Annotated in this window: 21 protein-coding genes and 1 pseudogene; 14 read left to right on the top strand and 8 right to left on the bottom strand. The window is 67.7% G+C overall.

What is annotated here, in order from left to right; all coding sequences use genetic code 11:
• The first annotated feature begins 423 nt into the window (after positions 1-423).
• Positions 424-633: a hypothetical protein gene (locus OHA98_RS39410; protein WP_266932972.1), complete on the top strand. Its 210-nt coding sequence runs from the start codon at positions 424-426 to the stop codon at positions 631-633.
• A gap of 613 nt (positions 634-1,246) precedes the next feature.
• On the opposite strand, the gene OHA98_RS39400 is transcribed toward OHA98_RS39410, so the two are convergent.
• Both OHA98_RS39400 and murF read right to left on the bottom strand, forming a co-directional pair.
• Positions 1,247-1,777, bottom strand: coding sequence for a helix-turn-helix domain-containing protein (locus tag OHA98_RS39400; protein WP_266932971.1), 531 nt, complete (start codon positions 1,775-1,777; stop codon positions 1,247-1,249).
• Between the two features lie 616 nt (positions 1,778-2,393).
• Positions 2,394-3,737 (bottom strand): UDP-N-acetylmuramoyl-tripeptide--D-alanyl-D-alanine ligase, encoded by a 1,344-nt coding sequence (murF, locus tag OHA98_RS39395; protein WP_266933038.1) that lies wholly within the window; start codon positions 3,735-3,737, stop codon positions 2,394-2,396.
• A 223-nt stretch (positions 3,738-3,960) separates the two neighbouring features.
• Between murF and vanH the strand changes: the two genes are divergently transcribed.
• The 5 genes from vanH to OHA98_RS39370 all read left to right on the top strand — a co-directional run bounded on the left by vanH (position 3,961) and on the right by OHA98_RS39370 (position 8,092).
• Positions 3,961-5,001: a D-lactate dehydrogenase VanH gene (gene vanH / locus OHA98_RS39390; protein WP_266932969.1), complete on the top strand. Its 1,041-nt coding sequence runs from the start codon at positions 3,961-3,963 to the stop codon at positions 4,999-5,001.
• On the top strand, positions 4,994-6,034 hold the full coding sequence (vanA, locus tag OHA98_RS39385) for a D-alanine--(R)-lactate ligase (RefSeq protein ID WP_266932968.1): 1,041 nt from the start codon (positions 4,994-4,996) through the stop codon (positions 6,032-6,034). Before vanH ends, vanA begins: the two co-directional genes overlap by 8 nt.
• Positions 6,031-6,639, top strand: a complete 609-nt coding sequence (gene vanX / locus OHA98_RS39380; RefSeq protein WP_266932967.1) for a D-Ala-D-Ala dipeptidase VanX — start codon at positions 6,031-6,033, stop codon at positions 6,637-6,639. Before vanA ends, vanX begins: the two co-directional genes overlap by 4 nt.
• A gap of 87 nt (positions 6,640-6,726) precedes the next feature.
• Positions 6,727-7,572, top strand: a complete 846-nt coding sequence (locus OHA98_RS39375) for a tetratricopeptide repeat protein (RefSeq protein ID WP_266932966.1) — start codon at positions 6,727-6,729, stop codon at positions 7,570-7,572.
• Between the two features lie 181 nt (positions 7,573-7,753).
• Positions 7,754-8,092 (top strand): hypothetical protein, encoded by a 339-nt coding sequence (locus OHA98_RS39370; RefSeq protein ID WP_266932965.1) that lies wholly within the window; start codon positions 7,754-7,756, stop codon positions 8,090-8,092.
• A gap of 349 nt (positions 8,093-8,441) precedes the next feature.
• On the opposite strand, the gene OHA98_RS39365 is transcribed toward OHA98_RS39370, so the two are convergent.
• Together OHA98_RS39365 and OHA98_RS39360 are read right to left on the bottom strand one after the other, a co-directional pair.
• The gene (locus OHA98_RS39365; RefSeq protein WP_266932964.1) at positions 8,442-9,161 is read right to left on the bottom strand and encodes a hypothetical protein; all 720 of its coding nucleotides are present in this window, start codon (positions 9,159-9,161) and stop codon (positions 8,442-8,444) included.
• A gap of 66 nt (positions 9,162-9,227) precedes the next feature.
• Positions 9,228-9,371, bottom strand: a pseudogene (locus OHA98_RS39360) (ATP-binding protein); the annotation flags it as partial.
• 284 nt (positions 9,372-9,655) lie between these two features.
• On the opposite strand from OHA98_RS39360, the gene OHA98_RS39355 reads away from it, so the two are divergent.
• Both OHA98_RS39355 and OHA98_RS39350 read left to right on the top strand, forming a co-directional pair.
• Positions 9,656-10,069, top strand: a complete 414-nt coding sequence (locus tag OHA98_RS39355; protein WP_266932963.1) for a beta/gamma crystallin domain-containing protein — start codon at positions 9,656-9,658, stop codon at positions 10,067-10,069.
• 402 nt (positions 10,070-10,471) lie between these two features.
• The gene (locus OHA98_RS39350) at positions 10,472-10,672 is read left to right on the top strand and encodes a hypothetical protein (RefSeq protein WP_266932961.1); all 201 of its coding nucleotides are present in this window, start codon (positions 10,472-10,474) and stop codon (positions 10,670-10,672) included.
• Between the two features lie 389 nt (positions 10,673-11,061).
• Here the strand turns inward: OHA98_RS39350 and OHA98_RS39345 are convergent, their stop codons facing one another.
• A complete protein-coding gene (locus OHA98_RS39345; protein WP_266932960.1) occupies positions 11,062-11,856 on the bottom strand; it encodes a bifunctional 2-polyprenyl-6-hydroxyphenol methylase/3-demethylubiquinol 3-O-methyltransferase UbiG in 795 nt (264 codons plus the stop codon).
• A gap of 262 nt (positions 11,857-12,118) precedes the next feature.
• On the opposite strand from OHA98_RS39345, the gene OHA98_RS39340 reads away from it, so the two are divergent.
• Complete coding sequence (locus tag OHA98_RS39340) at positions 12,119-13,825, top strand: hypothetical protein (protein ID WP_266932958.1); 1,707 nt, start codon at positions 12,119-12,121, stop codon at positions 13,823-13,825.
• 40 nt (positions 13,826-13,865) lie between these two features.
• Here OHA98_RS39340 and OHA98_RS39335 read toward each other — a convergent pair whose 3' ends face one another.
• Both OHA98_RS39335 and OHA98_RS39330 read right to left on the bottom strand, forming a co-directional pair.
• The gene (locus OHA98_RS39335) at positions 13,866-15,056 is read right to left on the bottom strand and encodes a HAMP domain-containing sensor histidine kinase (protein WP_266932957.1); all 1,191 of its coding nucleotides are present in this window, start codon (positions 15,054-15,056) and stop codon (positions 13,866-13,868) included.
• 65 nt (positions 15,057-15,121) lie between these two features.
• Positions 15,122-15,778 (bottom strand): response regulator transcription factor, encoded by a 657-nt coding sequence (locus OHA98_RS39330; protein ID WP_266932956.1) that lies wholly within the window; start codon positions 15,776-15,778, stop codon positions 15,122-15,124.
• 223 nt (positions 15,779-16,001) lie between these two features.
• On the opposite strand from OHA98_RS39330, the gene OHA98_RS39325 reads away from it, so the two are divergent.
• From OHA98_RS39325 to OHA98_RS39305, 5 genes are all read left to right on the top strand, one after another.
• A complete protein-coding gene (locus OHA98_RS39325) occupies positions 16,002-16,502 on the top strand; it encodes a hypothetical protein (RefSeq protein ID WP_266932955.1) in 501 nt (166 codons plus the stop codon).
• 2 nt (positions 16,503-16,504) lie between these two features.
• Entirely contained in the window at positions 16,505-17,641 is a 1,137-nt protein-coding gene (locus OHA98_RS39320) for a peptidoglycan-binding protein (RefSeq protein ID WP_266932954.1), read from the top strand.
• Complete coding sequence (locus OHA98_RS39315; protein WP_266932952.1) at positions 17,641-18,366, top strand: ABC transporter ATP-binding protein; 726 nt, start codon at positions 17,641-17,643, stop codon at positions 18,364-18,366. Before OHA98_RS39320 ends, OHA98_RS39315 begins: the two co-directional genes overlap by 1 nt.
• Complete coding sequence (locus OHA98_RS39310; RefSeq protein ID WP_266932951.1) at positions 18,363-19,556, top strand: ABC transporter permease; 1,194 nt, start codon at positions 18,363-18,365, stop codon at positions 19,554-19,556. The genes OHA98_RS39315 and OHA98_RS39310 overlap by 4 nt, the downstream gene beginning before the upstream one ends.
• Positions 19,557-19,699: 143 nt before the next feature.
• On the top strand, positions 19,700-20,245 hold the full coding sequence (locus tag OHA98_RS39305; protein ID WP_266932949.1) for a GNAT family N-acetyltransferase: 546 nt from the start codon (positions 19,700-19,702) through the stop codon (positions 20,243-20,245).
• Between the two features lie 121 nt (positions 20,246-20,366).
• Here OHA98_RS39305 and OHA98_RS39300 read toward each other — a convergent pair whose 3' ends face one another.
• The gene (locus OHA98_RS39300) at positions 20,367-21,866 is read right to left on the bottom strand and encodes an IPT/TIG domain-containing protein (RefSeq protein WP_266932947.1); all 1,500 of its coding nucleotides are present in this window, start codon (positions 21,864-21,866) and stop codon (positions 20,367-20,369) included.
• Between the last annotated feature and the right edge of the window lie 514 nt (positions 21,867-22,380).

Genomic DNA, 22,380 nt, shown 5'->3' with positions numbered 1-22,380 from the left:
GTGTAGTCCCCCACATGGGAGATGGTCCCGGGCTGCCCGCAGGCAGCCGAAGTCCCGCTCGGCCACCATCACGCTTCTGCAGTACCATCATCGGTCGCTGTACCCGTCCTCTCTGCCTCAAAGCCCGGGCCAGAGCGCTAGGGCGCGGCCGGACGAGCTGCTGTGCTGGAGCGGAGCGATGAGCCGCCCCAGGCCCCGGGGCCACACGAGAGGGGCCCACTGGTGCGGGTGCCAACTCCCCGTCGTGGCGCACCAGTTGAACGATCGCGACGCTAACAGCCCCCAAAGCACGCGTCAACAGAGGTGTATCTTTACACACCCCCAGCCTTCACGTGAGTTGATGGACGTCGACTCTTGTCTCCAGTCCCGGACTCGGAACCTGGGGGCGGCGGTGGACGACACGGCTGTTCACACAGCCGGAAGGTGGCGTTCGGGGCGGTCTGGCAGCGCGACGGCGCCACTTCGCCTCCGCCACCGTTCACCGCTACGGACGCATTGACCGCGTGTTCCAGATCGAGCGCACCTGCCCGCGATCTGCTCAGGGTCGGCCAGGCCCGCAACCGCATCCAGGCAGCGGCCGCGTGCACGGTGCCGTTCGTCCTGTACTGCTGCACGATCACCGTGCTGCGGTAGGCGCGACGGTCACCACCTCCGGGCAGCGGCCGAGCACCGAGCGCACACTCCGTGGTACGTCACCAAGACGCACCCGGCGTTCTCCGACATGGCCGCCAAGCTCCGCCCGTCGTGATCGCAGCCCGGACGTCGAGCAGAGTGTTCAGATCCCGCAGGGGATTGCCGGGCACTGCGATGAGGTCGGCATCGTGCCCGACGGCGATCCTTCCCTTGCGGTCAGCCGGCCCACAGGCCAGCGCGGGGAGGGAGGCGGTCGAAGCCAGGGCGTGTGTCGAAAGTGGCGCCGTCCGCCCGAAGGGCGGGGCTCACGGCGTCCGGTGCGTGCGATCGCAAGGCGGAGGAGTGTCCTCGTACGGGACGTACAAGGACACTCCGACAACGCGGACAACGCCGACAACACGGCGAGCGTGCGTGCCGGGCGTCGCGAGCCGGGCGGGACTTTCGACAGACGTCCCAGGGCCTCAGCGTTGGTGAGGCCGAGCGAGCCGATGCGACTGGTGCGGAACCCATCCAGGAGTGGTCACACCGCCGGTCGCCAGATACCCCTGGAAGCCGAACGGGAACGGTATCTCCAGGTTGCGGACAAGAGCCTTGCACCGCCGGTGTAAGCCGCTCAGGTTGACGTACCCTCTCCGTGCCTCTCGTCGGGCACTGCGCCGCCAGGTGACGACGGCAACTTTCCGTCTTGGTGGCCGCGTTCTGCTGAGCGGTGATCCGGCGCGTCCTTCAGCAGACCCTCCAGTTCACGGACCCGCTCGATCACCTCGCTGATCGAGTGCAGACTCTTGGATGACAGGCCGGCCGCTCGTAGCGCCACGTTCTGCACGCCTGCATCCCTGAGCGCGACGAGCAGCCCCAAGTCTGCGTCGACGTCCGCTGCCACCTGTTCATCGAAGAAATACGCCGCAGGCACTCCGAAAAAATCCGCGATCCCCTGCAAATGCCGCATGGTGGGGTTGTCCCGCTGGCCTTTACGCAGCAGCCAGACATAGCTGCCGGAGATCGACGCCCCGCTTGCCGTGATGGCCTGGGCTACTTCCTCTGTGCCGTACGGCCCACGTCCGGGTGGAATGACCGTCTCGAACAAGTGCTCCAGCTTGCTGGCTAGCGTGCGCCCCCCTTTCGGGCCGCGCTCGCCGTCCATAGCCATCTCCGTTCTGGCGTTTGAGCTGCACACCGGTACAACGGACAACCGTAGAAGCTCTTCCATCAGTTGACTGCACGCATATGCCAACAGTGGCATCTCACACCGCCGGTCCTCACCTAAGGGCTGTCCCGTAATCCCTGGTGGACGCACGACGACGGCTACGGCACCTCGCCGCGTTGTCGGAACGCCCCCATACATCCAGTATGCGGACGTCCCTCCGCCTTGCGATGCACCGCATCTGATGCCGCGCGCTGATCCGCCAGGGATTACGGGACAGCCCTTAGGGTAGGGTAAACCGCCTTTGAGGTCCATCGTGAGTCGAACGAGTCCGGGCGGCCCGAAAAAGTCGGCGTCGAGGGCGGGTTGCTCACCGGCGGTGCGGGCGTCGCCGATGGACATGTCGCGGCTGCGGAGTCCTTTGCCCCCACGCGCGGATGCCTCGGCATGAAGGTCACCAGTAGTGATCGTCGGCATGGTGCACGCAAGTTCTACCGGCGCCGCGGGTACGTCGACGAAGCAGGGAAGTCGTCCCGGTTCCTGCGACCTCCAAGGTCCCGGACCACGTCGTCGACCGTCCACTCCGCGACGCGGATGTCCGGCTCGCCCCGGCAAGCTACGTGAGCGCGGCGGCGACCTCGTCGAGACACGCACCGCGGGAAGCCTTGACGAGGACCACGTCGCCTGCGGCAATGTGGCCGCGCAGCCAGTCGACGGCCGCGTCGTTGTCGGCCAGCGCCACCGCCGCCTCTCCCGCGCCGGCGGCGATCGAACGGCCGCCCGCGCCGACGGTCGCCACCACGTCGGCCCGGGCGGCGGCGTACGCGCCGATTGCACGGTGCTCGGCCTCGCTCTCCTGCCCCAGTTCGAGCATTTCGCCGAGGACGGCGATGCGACGCCCGCCCTCGATTGCTGCCAGCGCGTCCAGGGCGGCGCGGGTCGAGTCGGGGTTGGCGTTGTAGGAGTCGTTGAGCAGCATCGCGCCGACGGCGAGGTCGCGCAGCTCCATGCGCCACTTCGACAGCGAGACTGTGCCCAACGCCGCCGCGGCCACCTCCAGAGGTATGCCGGCCGACAGCCCCGCCGCCGCGGCAGCCGCCGCGTTGAGTGCCTGGTGCGCGCCCACGAGCGGCAGCGCGACGCGAGCCGAGGCGTCGGCGGTCCGCAGCGTGAAGGACGGCCGGCCGAGCCGGTCCAGCGCCAGGTCGAGCACACGTACGTCGGCGTGCTCGGCCCGCCCGAAGGTCACCACCGGACCGTCGGTGAGCGCGCGCATCGCGACCACCCGGGGATCGTCGGCGTTGAGGACGGCGGTGCCGCCGGGCGCCAGCCCCTCCACCAGCTCCCCCTTGGCCTTGGCGATGGCTCCGCGCGACCCGAACTCACCGAGGTGTGCCTTGCCGACGTTGAGGACGACGGCGATGTCGGGCGCGACCAGGCCCGCCAGCTCGGCGATGTCGCCGATGCGGCGAGCTCCCATCTCAAGGACGAGGTACTGGGTGCCCATGTCGGCGCGCAGCATGGTGAGCGGTACACCAAGCTCGTTGTTGAGCGAGCCGATGGTGGCGACCGTCGGCCCGGCGTTCGAAAGCACGGCAGCCAACAGGTCCTTGGTGCTGGTCTTACCCTGGGAGCCGGTCAGCCCCACAACGGTCAGCCCTTTGCGCAGCTGGGCCACGACATGGGTGGCGAGCGTCTGCAGCGCCGCCTGGACATCGTCGACGACGATGGTGGGCAGCGGAGTGGGCTGGGAGCCGAGCACAGCCACCGCCCCTGCCTCGCCGGCCTGACCGGCGAAATCGTGGCCGTTGGCACGCTCCCCGGCCATGGCGACGAAGAGGCCGCCCGGCTCGGCCAGCCGACCGTCGAGCACGGCCGGCGCGGTCACCGTCACTGCGTCGTCGCCCACGACCGTCCCGCCGACGACCGCAGCGATCTCGCCGAGGCTGAGCGGAACGATGCCCACGCGGCGCGGGAGCCGGCCAGCGGGAGCGAGGCCGGCGAGGTAGAGGTACGAGGAGGCTGGTTCGCTATAGGTCACGCCTCAAGTCAAGCCGGTGTGGTGTTGCTAGCGTGTATGCGGTTTTCCATACACTGACGATAAGTTACCCATCGGTAGCATATCGTCGGCATATCGAAAACCTCATACGTTCCGGCAACGCCACGCCGCCTTGACTGTAGGCATGACCTACAGCGAACCAGCACACGCGGCGGTCGGCCGCACCCAATCGCTGACGTCCTCGCATCCCACAACCGTCGCGCCCACGGGAGTCACGGTTTATGGGTGTGGGAAGGACGAGGCCGCCCTGTTCCGAGAGATGGCGCCTCGCGTCGGCGCAATTCCCACCATCACCGAGGCAGCGGTATCCGAGGCCACCGTTGAATTGACAAACGGAAACCGATGCATCAGCGTCAGCCATAAAACTGGCATCGCAAATTCCACTCTTCTTGCACTCAGCCGGGCAGGCGTGGCTTACATCTCCACAAGAAGCGTGGGATACAACCACATCGATGTGGAGTACGCAGCGAGCGTCGGCATCTCCGTGGAAAACGTCGCCTATTCACCCGACAGCGTGGCCGACTACACATTGATGCTGATGCTGATGACGGCGCGACACGCAAAGTCCATCATCCGTCACGCAGATGTGCACGATTACCGGTTGAACGAAGTCCGCGGAAAAGAGCTTCGCGATCTGACCATCGGAGTCGTGGGAACGGGGCGCATCGGCGTAGCAGTCATGGACAGGCTGCGGGGTTTCGGATGCCGGACATTGGCCCATGACAGTCACCCCACGACCGAGGCCGATTACGTCCCTCTCGATAAATTGCTGCAGCTGAGCGACATCGTAACGCTCCACACGCCGCTCACCGCGGATACACACCACCTCCTGAATCGCCACCGCATCGAGCAGATGAAGCACGGCTCATGCATTATCAATACCGGACGCGGTTCACTCATCGACACCGAGGCCCTTGTTTTCGCATTGGAAAGCGGCCGTTTGGGCGGTGCCGCGCTGGACGTCCTCGAAGGAGAGGAAGGAATCTTCTACAACGATTGCCGAAACAAACCCATTGACAGCAAGGCGTTGTTGCGGCTGCAAGAGATGCCGAACGTGATCATCAGTCCGCACACCGCCTACTACACAGACCACGCCCTGAGCGACACGGTCGAAAACTCCATCACCAATTGCCTGAAATTCGAAAGCAGGAACCAGCATGGATAAGCTCAACGTCGGAATCGTATTCGGGGGCTGCTCCGAAGAACACCCCATCTCCATCAAGTCTGCGCAAGAGGTCGCAAAGAATATCGATCTCGACAAGTACGAACCCTTCTACATCGGGATCACGAAGAGCGGTGCTTGGAAACTTTGCGACAGCCCCGGCCCAGACTGGGAGAGCGGCAACTGTCGTCCGGCGCTGTTGTCACCGGACAGAAGCGTACGCGGATTGCTCGTCCTGGAGCAGGGGCGCTACAGCACGATCAATCTGGACGTCGTGCTGCCCATCCTGCACGGAAAACTTGGCGAAGACGGCGCGATGCAGGGCCTGTTGGAGCTCACCGGCATCCCCTACGCGGGCTGCGACGTACAGAGTTCCGCTCTGTGCATGGACAAGTCCCTTGCTTACCAAATGACCAGGAGCGCGGGAATCGCCACACCGAAATTCTGGACCGTTGCGGCGAACGAGAATATTGATCCCGAGCAGCTGACGTATCCCGTCTTTGCGAAGCCGGCCCGTTCGGGGTCGTCCTTCGGTGTCAGCAAGGTATCACAAAAAGAAGAACTGCTGCCTGCGGTGGAAATCGCGCGACAGTACGACTCAAAGGTGCTCATCGAAGAGGCTGTCGTCGGCAGCGAAGTCGGATGCGCCATCCTGGGGAACGAACTGGATTTGATCTCAGGCGAGGTGGATCGAGTCGCGCTGTCGCACGGGTTCTTCAAGATCCATCAGGAGAAAGACCCGGAGAGCGGATCCGAGAACTCAACGTTCATCGTTCCCGCCGACATTTCAGAAGAGTCGCGCTCGCTCGTTCAGGAGACGGCAAAGACCATCTACCGCGCCCTGGGATGCAGCGGCCTGGCACGAGTGGACATGTTCCTCAAGGAGGATGGAAGTGTAGTCCTCAACGAGGTCAACACATTGCCCGGCCTGACCTCCTACAGCCGTTATCCAAGGATGATGGCGGCTGCAGGGATTACGCTGACCGAAGTGATCGACCGGATGGTGACGCTGGCACTGACGGGGAAAATCCGATGAATGACAACTTTGCCTTCCTGGACGAATGTGCACCCGGAATACGCTGGGATTCCAAGTACGCCACCTGGGACAACTTTACCGGCAAACCCGTGGACGGCTACCTGGCCAATCGAATCGTCGGCACCAAGCCTTTGTTCGCGGCCCTGGAAAGGGCGCGAGAAGAGGCCCGCTCCTATGGCTTCGGCCTGCTCCTCTGGGATGGATACCGCCCTCAACGCGCCGTAGACTGCTTTGTGCGCTGGTCGAGGCAGCCGGAGGATGGCCGCACGAAGCAGCGACACCATCCGCATATCGACAGAGCCGATATGTTCGAGATGGGATATGTCGCCACAAAGTCCGGCCACAGTCGGGGCAGCACCGTCGACCTGACTCTCTACCACATGGCCACCGGAGAACTTGCCGCCATGGGCGGTGACCACGACTTGATGGATCCGATCTCGCATCACGGAGCACAAGGGGTCACACAATCCGAGGCGCGAAATCGAGAACACCTCCGCTCCATCATGGAGGCCTGCGGTTTCAGCCCATACGAGTGTGAATGGTGGCATTACACCCTGAAAGACGAACCTTACCCGGACACCTATTTTGACTTTCCCATCACGTAACTGAACCGGACCGAGAAGTCGAAGTCGTCGAAGCGCTACGAGCGACCGCGGTTCCAGTTGCGCGACTCGCGCGAGAAAGAGAATGTCATGTCAGAGCACCATTCCGACTGGTGCCTCCGGTGTGGGCACAACCATCGCCACGGGCCGACGGGGGATCTGAGCGGGGCGATCCCGCTGTTCGAGCGGACCCTCTCCGACACCGTACGGGTGATGGGCGAGGACCACCCTGACACGCTGACCGCCCGCAACAACCTCGCCTGCGCCTACGAGTCGGCCAGGGAGCTGAACCGGGCGATCCCGCTGTTCGAGCAGACCCTCTCCGACACCGTACGGGTGCTCAGTGAAGACCACCCTGACACGCTGACCGCCCGCAACAACCTGGCCTACGCCTACCAGTCGGCCGGGGACCTGAACCGGGCAATCCCGCTGTTCGAGCAGACCCTCTCCGACACCGTACGGGTGCTCGGTGAAGACCACCCTGACACGCTGACCGCCCGCAACAACCTCGCCTGCGCCTACGAGTCGGCCGGGGATCCGAGCGGGGCGATCCCGCTGTTCGAGCAGGCCCTCTCCGACACCGTACGGGTGATGGGCGAGGACCACCCTGACACGCTGACCGCCCGCAACAACCTCGCCTATGCCTACCATTCGGCCGGGGATCTGAGCGGGGCGATCCCGCTGTTCGAGCAGACTGTGGACGCCCGGGTCCTGGTGCTGGGTGAGACCCACCCCTCCACCCTGACCGCCCGCAACAACTTGGCCTCCGCCTACCAGTCGGCCGGGGACCTGAACCGGGCGATCCCGCTGTTCGAGAAGACCCTCTCCGACACCGTACAGGTGCTCGGCAAGGCCCACCCGCTGACAAAAGCGGTCCGCTGCGCCCACGTTGCAGCTTGCGCCCAGAGGGTTGTCGACGGCCCCAAGATGATGTAGGCGCCTAAGACCGACCGGCAAATGGGGGGCGGGAGAAGGAGCGGGGCTGGGTGCGTGCGGCTGCAAGGCGGAGGATTGAGGCATGGCGGAGCCATGGTGATTGACGACAACGCCGCAGATGTGCGTACCCAGCCCCGCGACGCCGCCCTCCATTTGCCGGTCGGTCTAAGGGCTGTAGAGGTTGTCCCGTCAGTCGCAGTTCGAGCAGCTCGTCGTGCTGGTTGCTGGTGGCGCCGCTGTCCGGGATCACCTCTGCGTCGAGCGAGAACTATCGCTACTCGACCAACCTGTAGGTCGTGATCGATGCCAGGCGCAGAACACTTCGGGCTGCACGATGGGTGCGGTACCTCCGGTTTCGTTCTCCTCGGAACTGGTCCTGGTTGCCGATGCTGACTTCCTGTCAGCCCACGAAGGGATCGCCTTCAACGCGGGAGACCTCGACCGGTCGATCGTGATGGCGGTGAAGGACTACGTGCGCGTCGCGGATCCGGTCGTTGCCAGCCCGACGGCCGACCGGTGACCTCGGGCGCAGTTGGCCATGGCCCAGAGGGTGGCCTTGCATGCTGCGGGGTAGTCGGCACAGCTGTCTTGGATGTATCCCCCAGGCGTTGGCGGGTTGATGTGAATGCCAAGCACGTTGTTGGGGGAAGTTCTTGAGTTCGCTCAGGTTGGCTTCCCGAGATCCCGTCCGATCGAGTCGATCAGGCGGGATCTTGCAGTTCTCGGGGGCGTTCTGCGGTCCGGCCGGGGCTGAGCGGCAGTTTCCGGGGCTCTCGGGGGCGCCATCCGGGAGTGGCTCATGCCGGAATGCGTGCGGTGGTGTGGCTGCGGGACTGGGAAGGTCTCGTGGCGGCGGTTGGTGTGGCTGTTCACTTGCAGATCATTGTGGCGCCCGGGGCGGGGGACGGCCTGTCGGCTCGGGTCGGGGCTGGTCCAGTTCTTTCGTTGTGACGCTGTCGTAGGCGGTGGCGGGCAGGTGTTCGCCGCGGGTCCGCCGGCAGAACGTGCCGAGGATCGTCCAGGTTCGTGATGGTGGCCATGAGGGCGACCAGCAGGGTCTGGGCGACGCGGCCGTGGGCGAGCCGGTTCTTGGGCTCGGAGATGTCGATGTGGTGGCCCGTGAGGATTCCGTTGATCCCCTCGTTCTGGGCCCTGATGACTTTGAACGTGCTGGTCCAGGTGTCGGTGAGGTAGGCCACGTCCTGGCGGAACTTCTCGATCGTGCCCAGGTCGCCGGGGCGGATGGTGATCGACTGCTGGCGGCAGATGTCCGGCAGCGAGTGTCCTGGTGCGGCCGGGGTGATCACGGTGGGCCGAGCGGCCGGGTGGGTGCCTGTCTGCCGCGCGTCGGTCAGATCGACGCTCCTGGACGGAGCGCGACTGCGGGGTCTGCGGGAGCAGTTGACGGTTGGGAAGGTGCCGGCGACCGGGCAGGCCAGCCGGATCGCCCCCGCCTGGTCGGGGCTCTGCTTGAGGTGGAGGAAGTACGGCTTCCGGTTGTTGATCTGGGTTGTGGTGATCTCGCTGGGCCGGCGGGCGGTGGCGTTGTCCAGGCGGTGGGTGGCGTGTGCGAGGACGGGCGGGATCAACGGGCAGGTGAGTGTCGGCGTACGGACTTGGATCCCCAGTCGCGTATCTTTCTTCGTCCCCACCTGTCAGGCCACGTCCGTCTCGCGCTCGATGGCCTGGAGGCGGTTCTTGAGCCGGTAGCTCGGACCGTTGATCGGGACGACTTCGCAGTGGTGCAGGAGGCGGTCGAGGATCGCGGTGGCGAGGACTTCGTCGCCGAAGACCTGGCCCAGGAGCTACAGCCGAACCGACCACCCAACTGCGCGCCGCACGGCGGGTGCGGGGTTGCCGCCACCTACGACTCGGACACACGGAGGTGAACCCGATTCGCCCGTTCACCCGAAGAGTGGTTCTTCATACCCCGCCCCGGACCCTGATCCAGTCGCATCGTTGCAGGTCAGGAACACTCTTTTGCGTTTCCGATCACGTACGGGGCTTCCCGCCACGTGAGAACCAGGCGCAGTCGGCATGCAACGGTGTGCGTTCCTTCTCCCGTGACAGAGAGTGAGAGAACATGAAGCTGCCCGTGCGCCGCTCCTTGGGTGTCGCTGCCGCCGCCATGGCAGTGCTGGCCACCACGGTGGTACCCGCCACGGCCGCCTCCGCCGCGACCACGCCCATCACGGCGGTTCCGGCTGCGACCGCGCCCGCCATGCCGTACATCAACCGCACGGACTGCAACGAGACCAGCTACGTCGAAGTTCACAACAACGACGGCAAAGACGTGCTCTGCTTCGCCAACGCCGGACAGACTGCCGTCGCCATCTACGGCGTCAACTGGGTCGAGTCGGGGAACAACGTCGTGACCTTCCAGTTCCAGCGGAGCTTGAACAACCCGAGCCTGGAAAACGTCACGCTCCAGAAGTGGTCGACGTGGCAGGCCGGTCAGAACCCGGTCCACAAGATCATCTCAATCAAGATCCACTGACTCCGCCGTTCCGGTTGAGACCGTCCGGATAAGCCGGATACGCGAAAGTGCCTTCCTGAGCTGGGACGATGAACCTTCTCCAGAGGTTCGACCGTCGCCAGAGGAAGGCACTTTCTGCGTGAAGGACAGCCGGTTCGCTGCCCCGGCCTGTGGTGTCCACTGACAGGTCGGGGGTGGTCGGGCACGCCGGAGCACGTTTGCTGGCGGACCTCGCCGAAGCGACCGGGCTGACGGCGGCGTATTCCACCGTGCCCCGGCCGCGCGGCACCGGCCGTGCCCCGGGTCGGATCGCAACCGTCTCCCAGTGATGCTCGCCGACGGCGGCGAGGCGATCGCGGATCCGGCCGTTCTGCGGGACCAGGGCGGCTGGCCCGCGCGGGCATGGACGGCCAGAACACCGCGATGTTCGCAACGTGCGCGCGGATGACGATGGTGGAGCGACGGTCGGCGCTCAGGCCGGCGGTGAGCACCACCCGCTGCACCCCGTCCCCGAACTTCCAGTCCGTGCCGATCGACTCCAGCCGGAGTGCCGAGGAGCCGCGCCACCTGGACGCGCCGCATGTGCGTGTGCGTACCTGTGTCCCGTCCGGTGGGCCCCTGTGAATGTCACCGCTCTCCGCCACCGACCCACGCACACCGGGCAGCAAAGACAGCAGTGCCCGGGCTGTCCGTGGCACTGCTTCGTGCTGTGCGGCATCGGGACCGCGTCCTGGTGGCAGTCGTCCTGCCAGACCCCGATGCAGGCCACCACGACGATGGGGCCATCCCCGCGTGCGCGGGGGCCACAGTTCGTGACCTGGGGGTTTTCCCAGCTTGTCCCTCGTTCAACCTGGGTCGACGGCGGCTACCGCCAGCACCTCGTCGAGCACGCCGCCGGCCTCGGCATCGACATGCACGCACACAACCACACGTGTCCTGACCGGTTCGGTCAGGACGTGCGGCATGTCACAGCGCCGGCTCGGGCAGCTCGGTGGAAGGCAACGCGGTGCTCGTCATGTGGCACGTTCCATGTGCAGGTAATCCTGGGGACAGGTGAGGCGGTATCCGCCGTCGGGGGTCCGGTGGTGGTCCTGGAGATAGCCGGCCAGGTCGTCGAGGCGGGGCGGCGGTGTGGGCAGGGGCGCGTCGTTCAGGAGGAACTGGGCGATGGTGAGCGCGGTGTCCAGGTCGGGGGTCTCGACGGTCCCGGCGACCGTGGTGAGGGTGAGGCGCCACTCACGGTGGGTGTCGGTGGCGGTGAACGGTGTGATGAGGCTGCGCAAGTCGTAGCGGTGTCCGGTGAAGTGCCGGAGCATGCGCATGCAATCGCCGTCGGGATTCTGCAGCACGACGACGGTCCGGCCGCCCGGGGCGGTCCAGGAAGCCAGGCGCTCCAGGGTGGGGAGCCACTGGTCGGTGTCCACGTGGTAGAGGACGTGCTCGCACAGCACCAGGTCGGCCGTCTCCTCCGGAACCGCGGTCGCGATGGAATCGGCCAAGATGCGTGCTTGTGGGCAGGCGCGGGCCAGCCGGTGCCTGAGGTGGGGGCTCGGTTCGATGGCGGTGATGCGCTCGAAGGAGCCCGCCAGCGCGGCGGTGGCGCGGCCGGACCCGGCGCCTGCGTCGATGAACACGCCACGCCGTGTCAGAGCGGCGACCGTGGACGCCAGATGGGCGCTGCCGGAGTTCTTGCCCTCGGTATGGGCGAGAAACGTCCTGAACGCCTCTTCGTACTCCGAACTCAGTGAGTCGAACGCAGTGACCGTCGGCCTGCGATCATCCTGTGGAGCAGGGACCGTGTTGCTCACGTAACCTCCTTGGCGGCGAGCGGAGTTGCTCCCACCCGGCGCACCCGAACTCTATGCCGCGCTCGGCTCCATCGGCCTTGACTGCCCTGATTTCTGTGGAGTCCGCCTGAAACGGGATCACCGAAATCTGCCAAACTCGGGACGGTTCACCTCGTCCATGCCGACTCCGACGTCCTGCCGGTCAGGCCCCTCGCGAAGCAGGCGGCGGGACCTCGACCGGGAAGAGGGAGCAGCGCGAGCGTGAAAGGCACGAGGAGGGGTCATGAGCAGGAAGCGAAGCCCGCGGGTCCAGCCGCCCGGCAGGGGCGTACGGCGGCTGTGGCTGCTGCCCGGCCCGGGTGAGGACGAGCCGTTCATCGACATCCGTGAGGACGGTCTCGGGACGCTGAATGTGTGGGTCGCCCGGGACGGACGGCATGATCATTTCTGCTTCGAGACAACCGCGCGGCACATCGCCGCTGCAGAGCGCAGCGCACTTCGGCGTTGGGCCGTCTTCGCCGTGCTCTTCGGTGAACTCGCTGTTTTTCACCCCGATGCCGCCCCGGCGCGTCCGCCGGGGGAATGCCGGCGGGTGATCGACACGATCCTCGGTGGCACCGATTCCGAGGTCGAGCGGTACTTGACCATGACGAACAAGCGTTTTCTGGGCGGTCTTCGGGATTCAGTGGCGTTGTTGTGCGAGGCCGATCTGACACGTTCTCGGGACCGTGAGGCGTTCGAGAAACGGCTGTGGTTCGGCGTCGAGTCGTTGATCATCAACGATGCGGAACGCGCCCGGCGCGCGCAGGAGGCGGAACGCAGGGCAGCGGCCCGGGCGGCCGCGGTGCGGCAGGCCTTCGAGCCGTACAACGATGCTCTCCTGATGCCGGAGCGCGACGACGTCGTGCAGCGTGCCATCGGTCTGCTCGGCTCGAACCCGGCGATCAGCGAGTTCGAGGTTGGTGCGCCCGCACACCACGACCGGTATCTGACGTTCGGCTCCGGCGGCGAGATCATGCTCCGGGACGGGGAGGTGACGGCGATCCTCTTCCATGTCCAGCCCACCGAGGCCGCGCCGCGCGGCTTCGCGGGGCTCAGCACCCTGATCCCCGGGCTGAGCCGGGACGCCTCGAGAAGCCAGGTCGAGGAGGCACTCGGTGCGCCGATCGTCGGACGCACGGGCCCGAACGCGACCTACCCCGTCGGGGGCGGGTTCGTGAAGGTCTTCTACGACACGTGGGCCGAGAAGGACGCGCCGGGTCATCTGAAGCTCATCCAGATGACAGCGGAGGACACGTACGCAAAGACCGATCCCGCTGACGAGCGTTGCCCTGGCTGCGCAGGCATGTTGATCAGGACGGCATCGGCGTCCGGCGGCGTCGATGTGGACGCGACGATCACAGCGTTGCGTGACGGGATCGCCGCCGGCCATCTCCGTCAGGCGCACAACCGGGTGGCGCTGAACGACATGCTCCGCCTGCACGGCTCCGGACTGATGGAACACGTCGAGGCACAGCTGGGATGCACGATCTGCCACCGGCACATCTTCTTCGCGCTGCACCGCGAAGCGGACCCGACCTTCGAGTACGTCTCGCTCAACGACACCTGTCGCCGCCCCCCGGAGCAGGTCCCGCCGGTGGAACAGTGGGGTGATGCCGCCCGGATCGCGCGGAAAGCACAGTGCCCGGAACGGATCGCGACCGACGGCAATACCTGGGTCCTGTTCGCCGCGGGCAAGCATCTCTTCATGAACGCGCGCTGCTGGTACAGCGCCGTGGAGGGGTCGAGGCTGATCCGCCTCAAGGCCGCCGAGGTGCGACAGTACGAACGAGAAGGTGAGGCCTATCTGTCCCGATTGCAGGAGGCGATCAACCGCACCTGGACGAGCGACGACGATCCGTGGCGCACGTGCGACCTTTCGCGGAGCGGGATGTCGGACGAGGAGGCCATCGAGGCGAGCCTGGCCGCAGAGCAGGAGGAGCCGGCGTGAGCGGCCGGAGCATCACCGCACCCGGGATTTGCCGGCATCGTCAGTGATCACTACGGCTCCCGGCCGGCGCGGTGCCGCGTGGGCCCGGACTCTGCGGGACCTGCTCCACTTGTGTGGTGGGCAGTTCGACTCGGACGGTGAGGCCGCCGCCGGGGCGTGGGGTGGCGGTGAGCTCGCCGTGGTGGGTCAGGGTGATCGCCCGCACCACGGCCAGTCCCAGCCCGGTCCCGTCGCTGCGGTGTTCCCGACCGCGCTGGAAGGGCTCGAAGAGGGCGGGGATGTCGTCCGGGTCCACTACCGGGCCGGTGTTGCCGACCTCGATGAAGGCAAGGCCGCCGACGGTGCCGGTGGTCACCGTCGCCGAGCCGTCGCGATGGTTGTGCCGCACAGCGTTGGCCAGCAGGTTCAGTGCGATCTGCCGGAGCAGTGAGGGGTCGCCCGTGACCGGGGCGGGCCCCGGATCGGCGATGATCCGGATGCCTGCCGTCCGGGCCTCGTCGGCCAGGTCCGCCAAGGCGTCCACGGCGGCGTCCCCGAGGTCGGCCGGTCGCGGCGTCAGCTGTGCGCTCTCGCCACGTGCCAGTGTCAGCAGTGCCGCGATCAGGTGTTCACTGCGGGCGTTGGCGTCCAGCGCGCGCTGGAAGGCGGGTCTCAGGTCGGCCGGGACCCGGCCTTGCGCGAGTGGGATCTCCAGGGCGGTGCGCTGGAGGGTGAGCGGGGTGCGCAGTTCGTGCGAGGCGTGGGAGGTGAAGCGGCGCTGGGCGGTGAAGCTGCGGTCCAGTCGGTCGAGCATGGTGTCGAAGGTGTCGCCGAGTTCGCGGACCTCGTCGTGCGGGCCGGTCAGGCCGAGCCGTTCGTCCAGGGCGCTGCCGGTACTGATCCGCCGGGCCGCCGCGGTGACCCGGCTGAGGCGGTGCAGTGAGCGGCTGCTGCCCCACCAGGCGAGCAGCCCGGCAAGTGCGGTGAAGACGACGAGCAACAGCAGGGAGCGCACCAGCAGATCGCTGAGGACGGTGTGCTGAAAGTCCTCGAAGCCCTGGGCGGGAGTGGTGAGTGCGGCGGGCACCGAGGAGTCTTGCGGCGTGGTGCCGGGGATCGGCTCCGCCTGGGCAGGAGCCAGCACGCTCGCGGGGACAATGCGGTGGCGGTTGTCCTTGAGGATTTGGCGTGTGCTCAGCCAGTTCAGCAGGAGCAGCCCGCAGCCCAGGACAGCGAAGACCGTCGTGGTCATCAAAGTCAGCCGGCCGCGCAGGGGCAGTCCGTGCAGCGAAGGACGGCGACCGGTCCGGGCCCGGCTCACAGCCGGTACCCGTAGCCGGGGTCGTTGGTGATCAGTGACGGTTCGCCGAGCTTGCGGCGCAGCGAGTGGATGGTGACCCGGACGGCGGTGGTGGCCGGGTCCAGCGCCGCGTCCCACAGGCTGTCCCGCAGCTGCTCGGTGTGGACGGGGGCGCCGTCCGCGGTCAGCAGCAGTTCCAGCACGCCGAGCTCCTTGGGTGTCAGCTTCAGTGGCCGGCCGTCGCGTTCGGCGACCCTGCGCACGGTGTCCAGGTTGACACCGTGCCTGCTCAGCACGGTGGCGCTGCTGCCGGCAGGGGAGCGGCGGCCCAGCGCGCGCAGCCGGGCGATCAGCTCCAGGTACGAGAAGGGTTTGGCCAGGTAGTCGTCGGCGCCCTGGCCGAGGCCGTCGACCAGGTCGGCGAGGGTGCCGGCGGCGGTGAGCATCAGGATTCTGGCCGGGTAGCCGGCTGTGTTCAGGGCCCGGCAGACGGCGTCCCCGCTCAGCTTGGGCAGGTGCCGGTCCAGGACCAGGACGTCATACTCGGCGGCGGCCGTCATTTCGAGCGCGCGGGCGCCGTCGTGGGCGACCTCGCAGACCATGCCCTCGGCGCGCAGGCCCTCGGCGAGCATCGCGGCCAGGTCCACCTCGTCCTCGACGATCAGCACTCGCATTCTGCTCCACTCCACTCGCCGCGCCCCGCGCCGCGTCGTCCTGTCCCGCGCCGACCTGTCCTGGCCCTTCCTGGCCAACGATGCCTCGGCGGGTGTTAGCCGGTGGTTAGGCACGCACTCACCGGTGCGTAACTCGCGGGTCCGTAGAAATGCCGAGGTCGATGTCGACATCCAGCAGGGAGACCACGAAATGCGTACCAAGGCTGTACGAACCGTACTGTCGGTGACCGCCGTGACCGCGGCGCTCATGATGACCGGCTGCTCCTCCGGCGACGCGGCGCCCAGCGTGGCCGGAGGCGACGGCACGGGAAAGAGTAAGCCGCAGGACGACGACGCGGTCCGTCGGGCCTGGGTGGACTGCATGCACAAGCAGGGGCAGACCAGCGTCGAGCAGGACAAGGACGGCAACATCACCTTCCCGGCCTCGGGCACCGATGCCGAAAGTCCCGGCTCGGCCAACGGCCTCGACGTGGCGAGCAAGGTCTGCGACGCCAAGGTCCCCGGCATCCACCAGGTCCAGCGGAAGGGCGACGAGAAGGCCGTCGAGCAAGCGCGCGCCTTTGTCGCGTGCGCGCGGAAGAACGGCTACGCGGACATCCCTGACCCCGACCCCAAGACCGGCATCCTCACATTCCCGGCGAAATCGCTCAACATCGCCAAATGGGACGCCATTCAGCCGGCCTGCGGCAAGCTCCCGATGCCCGGCTACTCGATCGGTCAGTGATCATGAACCGTACTGTTGAGACCACCGCCCCCGCCGGCACCTCTCCCGCCCCCGCGCGGAAGAAGCGCCGTAAGGTCGTCGTCGCGCTCGTCCTGGTCGCCGCGCTCGGCGGCTCGGGTGTGCTCGCCGTGATGCGCCCCTGGGAGCAGCACGGCACCGCCTCCGCGCAGCCGTCCGTCAGCCACGGAACTGTCGCGGTGCAGAAGGGCTCGCTGTCCACCGGCATCCAGGTCGGCGGCGCGCTCAGCTACAGCACCCCGACTCCCGTCGTCGCCTCCGGACACGGAACCATCACCGCCCTGCCCGCCGTCGGCGCCGTCGTCAAGGCCGGGGCGAAGTTGTACGAGGTCGACGGACGGCCCGTGGTGCTGCTCACCGGAGCCCGGCCGATGTGGCGCGACCTCGGCCCCGAGATCAGTGACGGACCCGATGTCGAACAGCTCAAACGCAACCTGATCAAGCTCGGCTACGCCGACGGACTCGGCCTGGCGGCCGATCAGAAGTTCACCCCTGCCACCGTCACCGCCGTCAAGCGTTGGCAGAGGGCCCTCGGTGAGAAGCAGACGGGAACGGTTGCGCTCGGCAGCGTCGTCATGCTGCCGCGGGCGGCCGTGCGGGTGCAGCAGCTCGGCGTACAGCTCGGCTCGGCCCTCGGGGCCACCGCGGTCATGACCGTGTCCGGCACCGATCTGGTCGCCACCGCGCAGCCCGCCGACAACCAGCTCTCCCAGTTCAAGCCCAACGGTCGGGTGACGGTGAAACTGGCCGACGGCAGCACCATCGACGGACGCATTCGCTCACTGGTCCGCGGCGGTTCCGGCGACGGCGGGGACAACGGCTCGGACGGCTCCGGTGGCGCGGACAAGACCACCGTCACCATCGCGCTGGACCACCAGCGGCAGGCCAAGCAGGCCGGGCCGACCTCCGTGACCGTCACCGTCATCGGCGAGACCGTCAGCGATGCGCTCATCGTCCCCGTCACCGCGCTGCTCGCGCTGGACGGCGGCGGCTACGGAGTCCAGGTCGCCAGCGGCACCACCACTCGGCTTGTCAGGATCCAGCTGGGGCTGGTCGCCGACGCCAAGGCGCAGATCACCGGGGACGTCAAAGCCGGCGCCCAGGTGGTGATCCCGAAGTGATGCCCCATCAGCCACCCGGCAGGGCACCCGTGCTGGAACTCTCCGGCATCACCAAGGAGTACCCGGGGTCACCGCCACTGCGCATCCTGCACGACATCGACCTCACCGTCGAAGCCGGAGAACTCCTCGCCGTCGTCGGCCCCTCCGGGTCCGGCAAATCCACGCTCCTCGCGCTGCTCGGCTCCCTCGACCGGCCCACTGCAGGAAATCTGTACTTCGAAGGACGCGACCTGTCCACGCTCTCCGACCCCGAACTGGCCGCCCTGCGCGCCCACCGGATCGGCTTCGTCTTCCAGCAGTTCTTCCTGCTGTCCGGGCTCACCACGATCGAGAACGTCGCCACCGGCCTCCTCTACAGCGGCGTCCCCGCCTCGCTCCGGCACGCCAGAGCCTCCGAAGCCCTCCGCGAGGTGGGCCTCGGACACCGGCTCCACCACCACCCCGACCAGCTCTCCGGCGGCGAGAAGCAGCGCGTCGCCATCGCCCGCGCCCTCGTCGGCCGCCCCGCACTGCTGCTCGCCGACGAACCCACCGGGGCCCTGGACAGCGTCTCCGGCGCCGCCGTCGTCGAGCTGCTGCGCACCCTGAACGCCAATGGCACCACGGTCGCCGTCATCACCCACGACCGCGAGCTGGCCGCTTCCTTCCCCCGGCGAATCTCCCTCCACGACGGCCGCATCGACTCCGACGAACGCGGCCCGCACCCCGCAGGAGCTGTCCGATGACGCCACCCCTGCGACGCACCCGGCTACGCCCGACGGACATGCTGCGCCTCGGCATGATCGGACCACGCACCCGCAAGATGCGCTCCGCCCTGTCCGCGCTCGGCATCTCCCTGGGCATCGCCGCCGTCATCGCCGTGACCGGGATCTCCGCCTCCAACCAGGCACACCTGCTGGAGCGCCTGGACCGGCTCGGCTCCAACCTGATCACCGTCGCCCCCGGCAACGGCGCCGACCAGAAGCCGGTGCCGCTGCCGCCCACGGCCGAGAAGATGCTCGCCAACATCGCCCCCGTGCAACAGGTCACCGCGACCGGGGCAACCAAGGCCCAGGTCTACCGCAACGACCTGGTCCCACCACAGCAGACCAACAGCCTCACCGTGCTGGCCGCCCGGCTCAACCTGCTCGACGTCCTGCACGCCACCCTGCGGAACGGGCGCTGGCTGGACAAGGCGAGCGAGAACCTCCCGATGACCGTGCTCGGCGACCAGGCCGCACTCCGGCTCGGCGTGACCGCACCGGGCGAGCGGGTCTGGCTGGGCGGACAGTGGTTCGTCGTCACCGGAATCCTGGCCCCGAACGAGCTCGCACCCGAGCTCGGCACCGCCGCCCTGGTCGGCTGGCCCGAGGCCACCGCCCACCTGGGCGCGGACGGAACCGCCGCCATGGTCTACCTCAGGGCCCACCCCGAACGCGTCCCTGACGTACAGACCGTTGCCGGAGCCACCGCCGACCCCGCCAACCCGAGCACGGTCGCCGTCAGCCGCCCTTCCGACCTGTACACGGCACGGGCCGAGACCAAGAACTCCCTCACCGGACTCGTCCTCGCCCTCGCCGCGGTCGCCCTGCTCGTGGGCGGCGTCGGCATCGCCAACACCATGGTCGTGGGAGTGATGGAACGCCGCGGCGAGGTCGGACTGCGCCGCGCGCTGGGCGCCCGAGGCGGCCAGATCGCCGTTCAGTTCCTCATCGAGGCCGTACTGATGGGCCTCATCGGAGGAATCGGCGGGCTGTTCGTCGGTGGCCTCGCGGTCTACGGCTACGCCCTCGCACAGGGCTGGCCCGCCTCCATCCCGCTCTACACGGTCATCGCCGGACCGCTGGTATCCGTACTGGTGGCGGCCGTCGCCGGAATCTACCCGGCACTGCGCGCAGCCAGGGTGTCCCCGACAGACGCCCTGCGTTCGGCCTGACCGACCCGCCGGAGCCTCGGACGGCCTCCGCGCCCGGCGGGCACAGGCGGCAGACCAACGGCGGAAGGGGAGGGAGGCGGCCGCTCCTCAAAGCGGAGATTGCGCAGCACGTGGAAATGTGCGGCCCGTGCTTCCATGATCCGATGAATCCCGAGAGTGCCACCGCATCCGCCCGAGTCCCGGTCCCTCATGTCCGGCGTCGCGGCCCGCTCGACCTCGACGAGTGTGTCCATGCCCTCGCCGAGGTTCATGAGCGCGACGCGTATCCGTTGAACTGGCCGGACAGCCCCGGCGATTGGCTGACGCAGCCGTCATTGCTCGCGGCCTGGGTAGCGGAACTGGACGGGAGGGTCGTCGGTCACATAGGCCTGTCCCGCAGCGAGCCAGGGGATGCGGCGCCTGCCTTGTGGAGCAGTCGCAAGGGCGTGGACATCGAGGGCACCGCGGTGGTCAGCCGGCTGTTCGTCGCCCCGGCGGCACGAGGTCACGGGATCGGGGCCCTGCTGATGGCGGAGGCGGTCCGGGAGGCCCACGCCCGCGATCTGCACCCGGTCCTCGACGTCGTGGCATCCGACACCGCGGCCGCCGCTCTGTACGAACGTCTGGGCTGGGAACTGCTCGCCACCGTCGAGCAGCGGTGGAGCCCGGACCAGAAGGTCTCCGTACGCTGCTATGCGGCGGCCGGCTGACGACGCGGAGCACGGGTGGCACCAGTGGCACCGGGCGAGTACCTGACGGACTCGGCCGGGTGCCGCCTGCTCCGTCCCCCTTCACGGAGATGCGGTCACGGCGTCGAGGGCAGGGACCGGTTCAGCCCTGGTGCCATTCCAGGTACGTGAACTCGTCCACCGGGGTCGCGGGGGACGAGTAGCCGTTCGAGAGGACGGTGATGCCGACGGTCGGGGACTTGCCGACGGCGATGGTCGCGGTGGGCGCCCTGACGAGCAGTTGCTCGGGGGCGTAGTCGACGAGATCGGCGAGTTTGTCACCGAAGTAGACCTGGGAGTCCGAGGCGAAGTTGACCCCGTTGACCTGGACTTGGTCGCCGACCCGGCCGCTGTCCGGGCTGATGCCGGTGACCACCACGGCGGCGGGGCCGCCGTAGGCGAACTGGCCGCGCGGAACCGCCGGGGAGGTGCCCAGGTTGTCGGTGGCCCGGACGTCGACCACGCCGACGCCCTCGGGTGCCCAGACGATGATCACGTCGTCGCGGAGGACGTACTTCCTGGAGATCGGCACCGTACCGAAGTCGACCATCACCCCCTCGCTGAACCCGCTGCCGACGATCTCGACCGGGGCGCCGGCCGTGCCGACGGGGGTCACGACGGTCACCACCGGACCCGACTGCACGTCAGGCGCGCCGAGGAGCCCCAGATAGGTGGAGTTGGCGTGCTGGAAGGCGACCTGGCCCATGAAGTCCTGGAGCGAGGGCTTCACCACGTTCGGGTCGACGGGGTCGTAGCTGTCGTTCAGCGCGTCGTCCTGGCCCGGCTGCACGTACACATGGGGACCGGGAAGGGCGATGAGCGCCGAGATGACGGCTTTGACGTCGTCGTTCGCCGCCGGGCCGGGACCGAGGTACCACTGCTTGGTCGCTCCAAGGTTGTTCCAGGCCTGCGGCACCATGTCGTTGATGTTGAAGTGACGCTCGTTCGCCTGCCACTTCAAGGAGTCGACGTAGGCGGCGAAGTCCGCTCCGCCGGCGGTGGGGGCGGCGAAGGTGTGCAGCTCGAAGTTCGGCGTTCCCTGGGGCCAGGTGAGCGTCTGGAGGTACGGGGCGACCATGGTCGCGATGCAGCCGCCCAGGCTGTGGCCGGTCACGTAGACCGTCGGGTCCGGCTGCGCCCGGCCCAGGGCGGCGCCGAGTGCCTGTGCCAGGGTGACACCCGAGGTGCTCATGGTGACGACCTGGGTGAACGCCTTCATCGCCCCTTTGGAGACCGAGACCGGGGACGGCATCCCGACGAGGTTCAGCGGAACCATCGTGCCGACGTCGAGGTCCTCCATCAGATCGGTCACGTTGCCGACGGTGCCGCGGATCACCACGGCGAACGAGTTGGAGCCGTCGGTGTTCCTCGCGAGGTAGGCCAGGTTGGCGTTGTCCGGGCTCATCCCGAGCCAGGAGAGGACCCAGGTGCCCCGGGTCGCGAGCGAGGTGTCGGCCAGTTGCTGGTTGATGCCGAGGATGATCCGGGTGCTCTGTTCCGCGGGGGTCTCCCCCGAGGGGCGCGGGGTGGCGGCGGTCGCCGCGATCGCGGAGAGCGTCATGGTCACCTGCGGGACGGTCGCCTGGTCCGGGTCGGTCGCCATGCTCGCTCCTCTGGGATCGCCCGGTCCGGCCGGAGCAGGTTGGCGCTCAACCTACTTTTCGCCGGGGGATCCCGACGGGAGGCGGGTCCCGGGTTCACGCGATCGGGCCAGCAGCCCCTGGGCCTGATCCTGTTGGGCATGAACAGACCACCGCCGACAGGGCCATGGACGTACGGAGTGCCGCCGGCCCGCGGTGGGTACGGCAGGCCTGGAACGGTCTCTCGCCCCCACCTGGACCGCCCCCGCCTCGTGGCGTGAGCGCTACGACGGTGATCCGACGGCGCCCACGGCGGTTCCCCCTCGCGCGGCGCACCACCGCCGTGCGCGGCCCACCACCGCGTTGGGCTGGGCCGACGAGCCGGTACGCGGCAGCCCTGCGCGCCGGGGAGCGCGTCGACGAATTCATTTCACTCTGCAGCTATCGGTCGATACGGTGGCGTCGGCGACGAGTGGAATCCACCCGGGCCGAGTGTTGCTGACAGTTCGTCCGTGGCCTTCGCGTGCCGACGGCGAT

The sequence above is a fragment of the Streptomyces sp. NBC_00654 genome, assembly GCF_026341775.1.
GTDB lineage: Bacteria > Actinomycetota > Actinomycetes > Streptomycetales > Streptomycetaceae > Streptomyces.
This window is presented reverse-complemented; position numbering and strand designations above follow the sequence as displayed.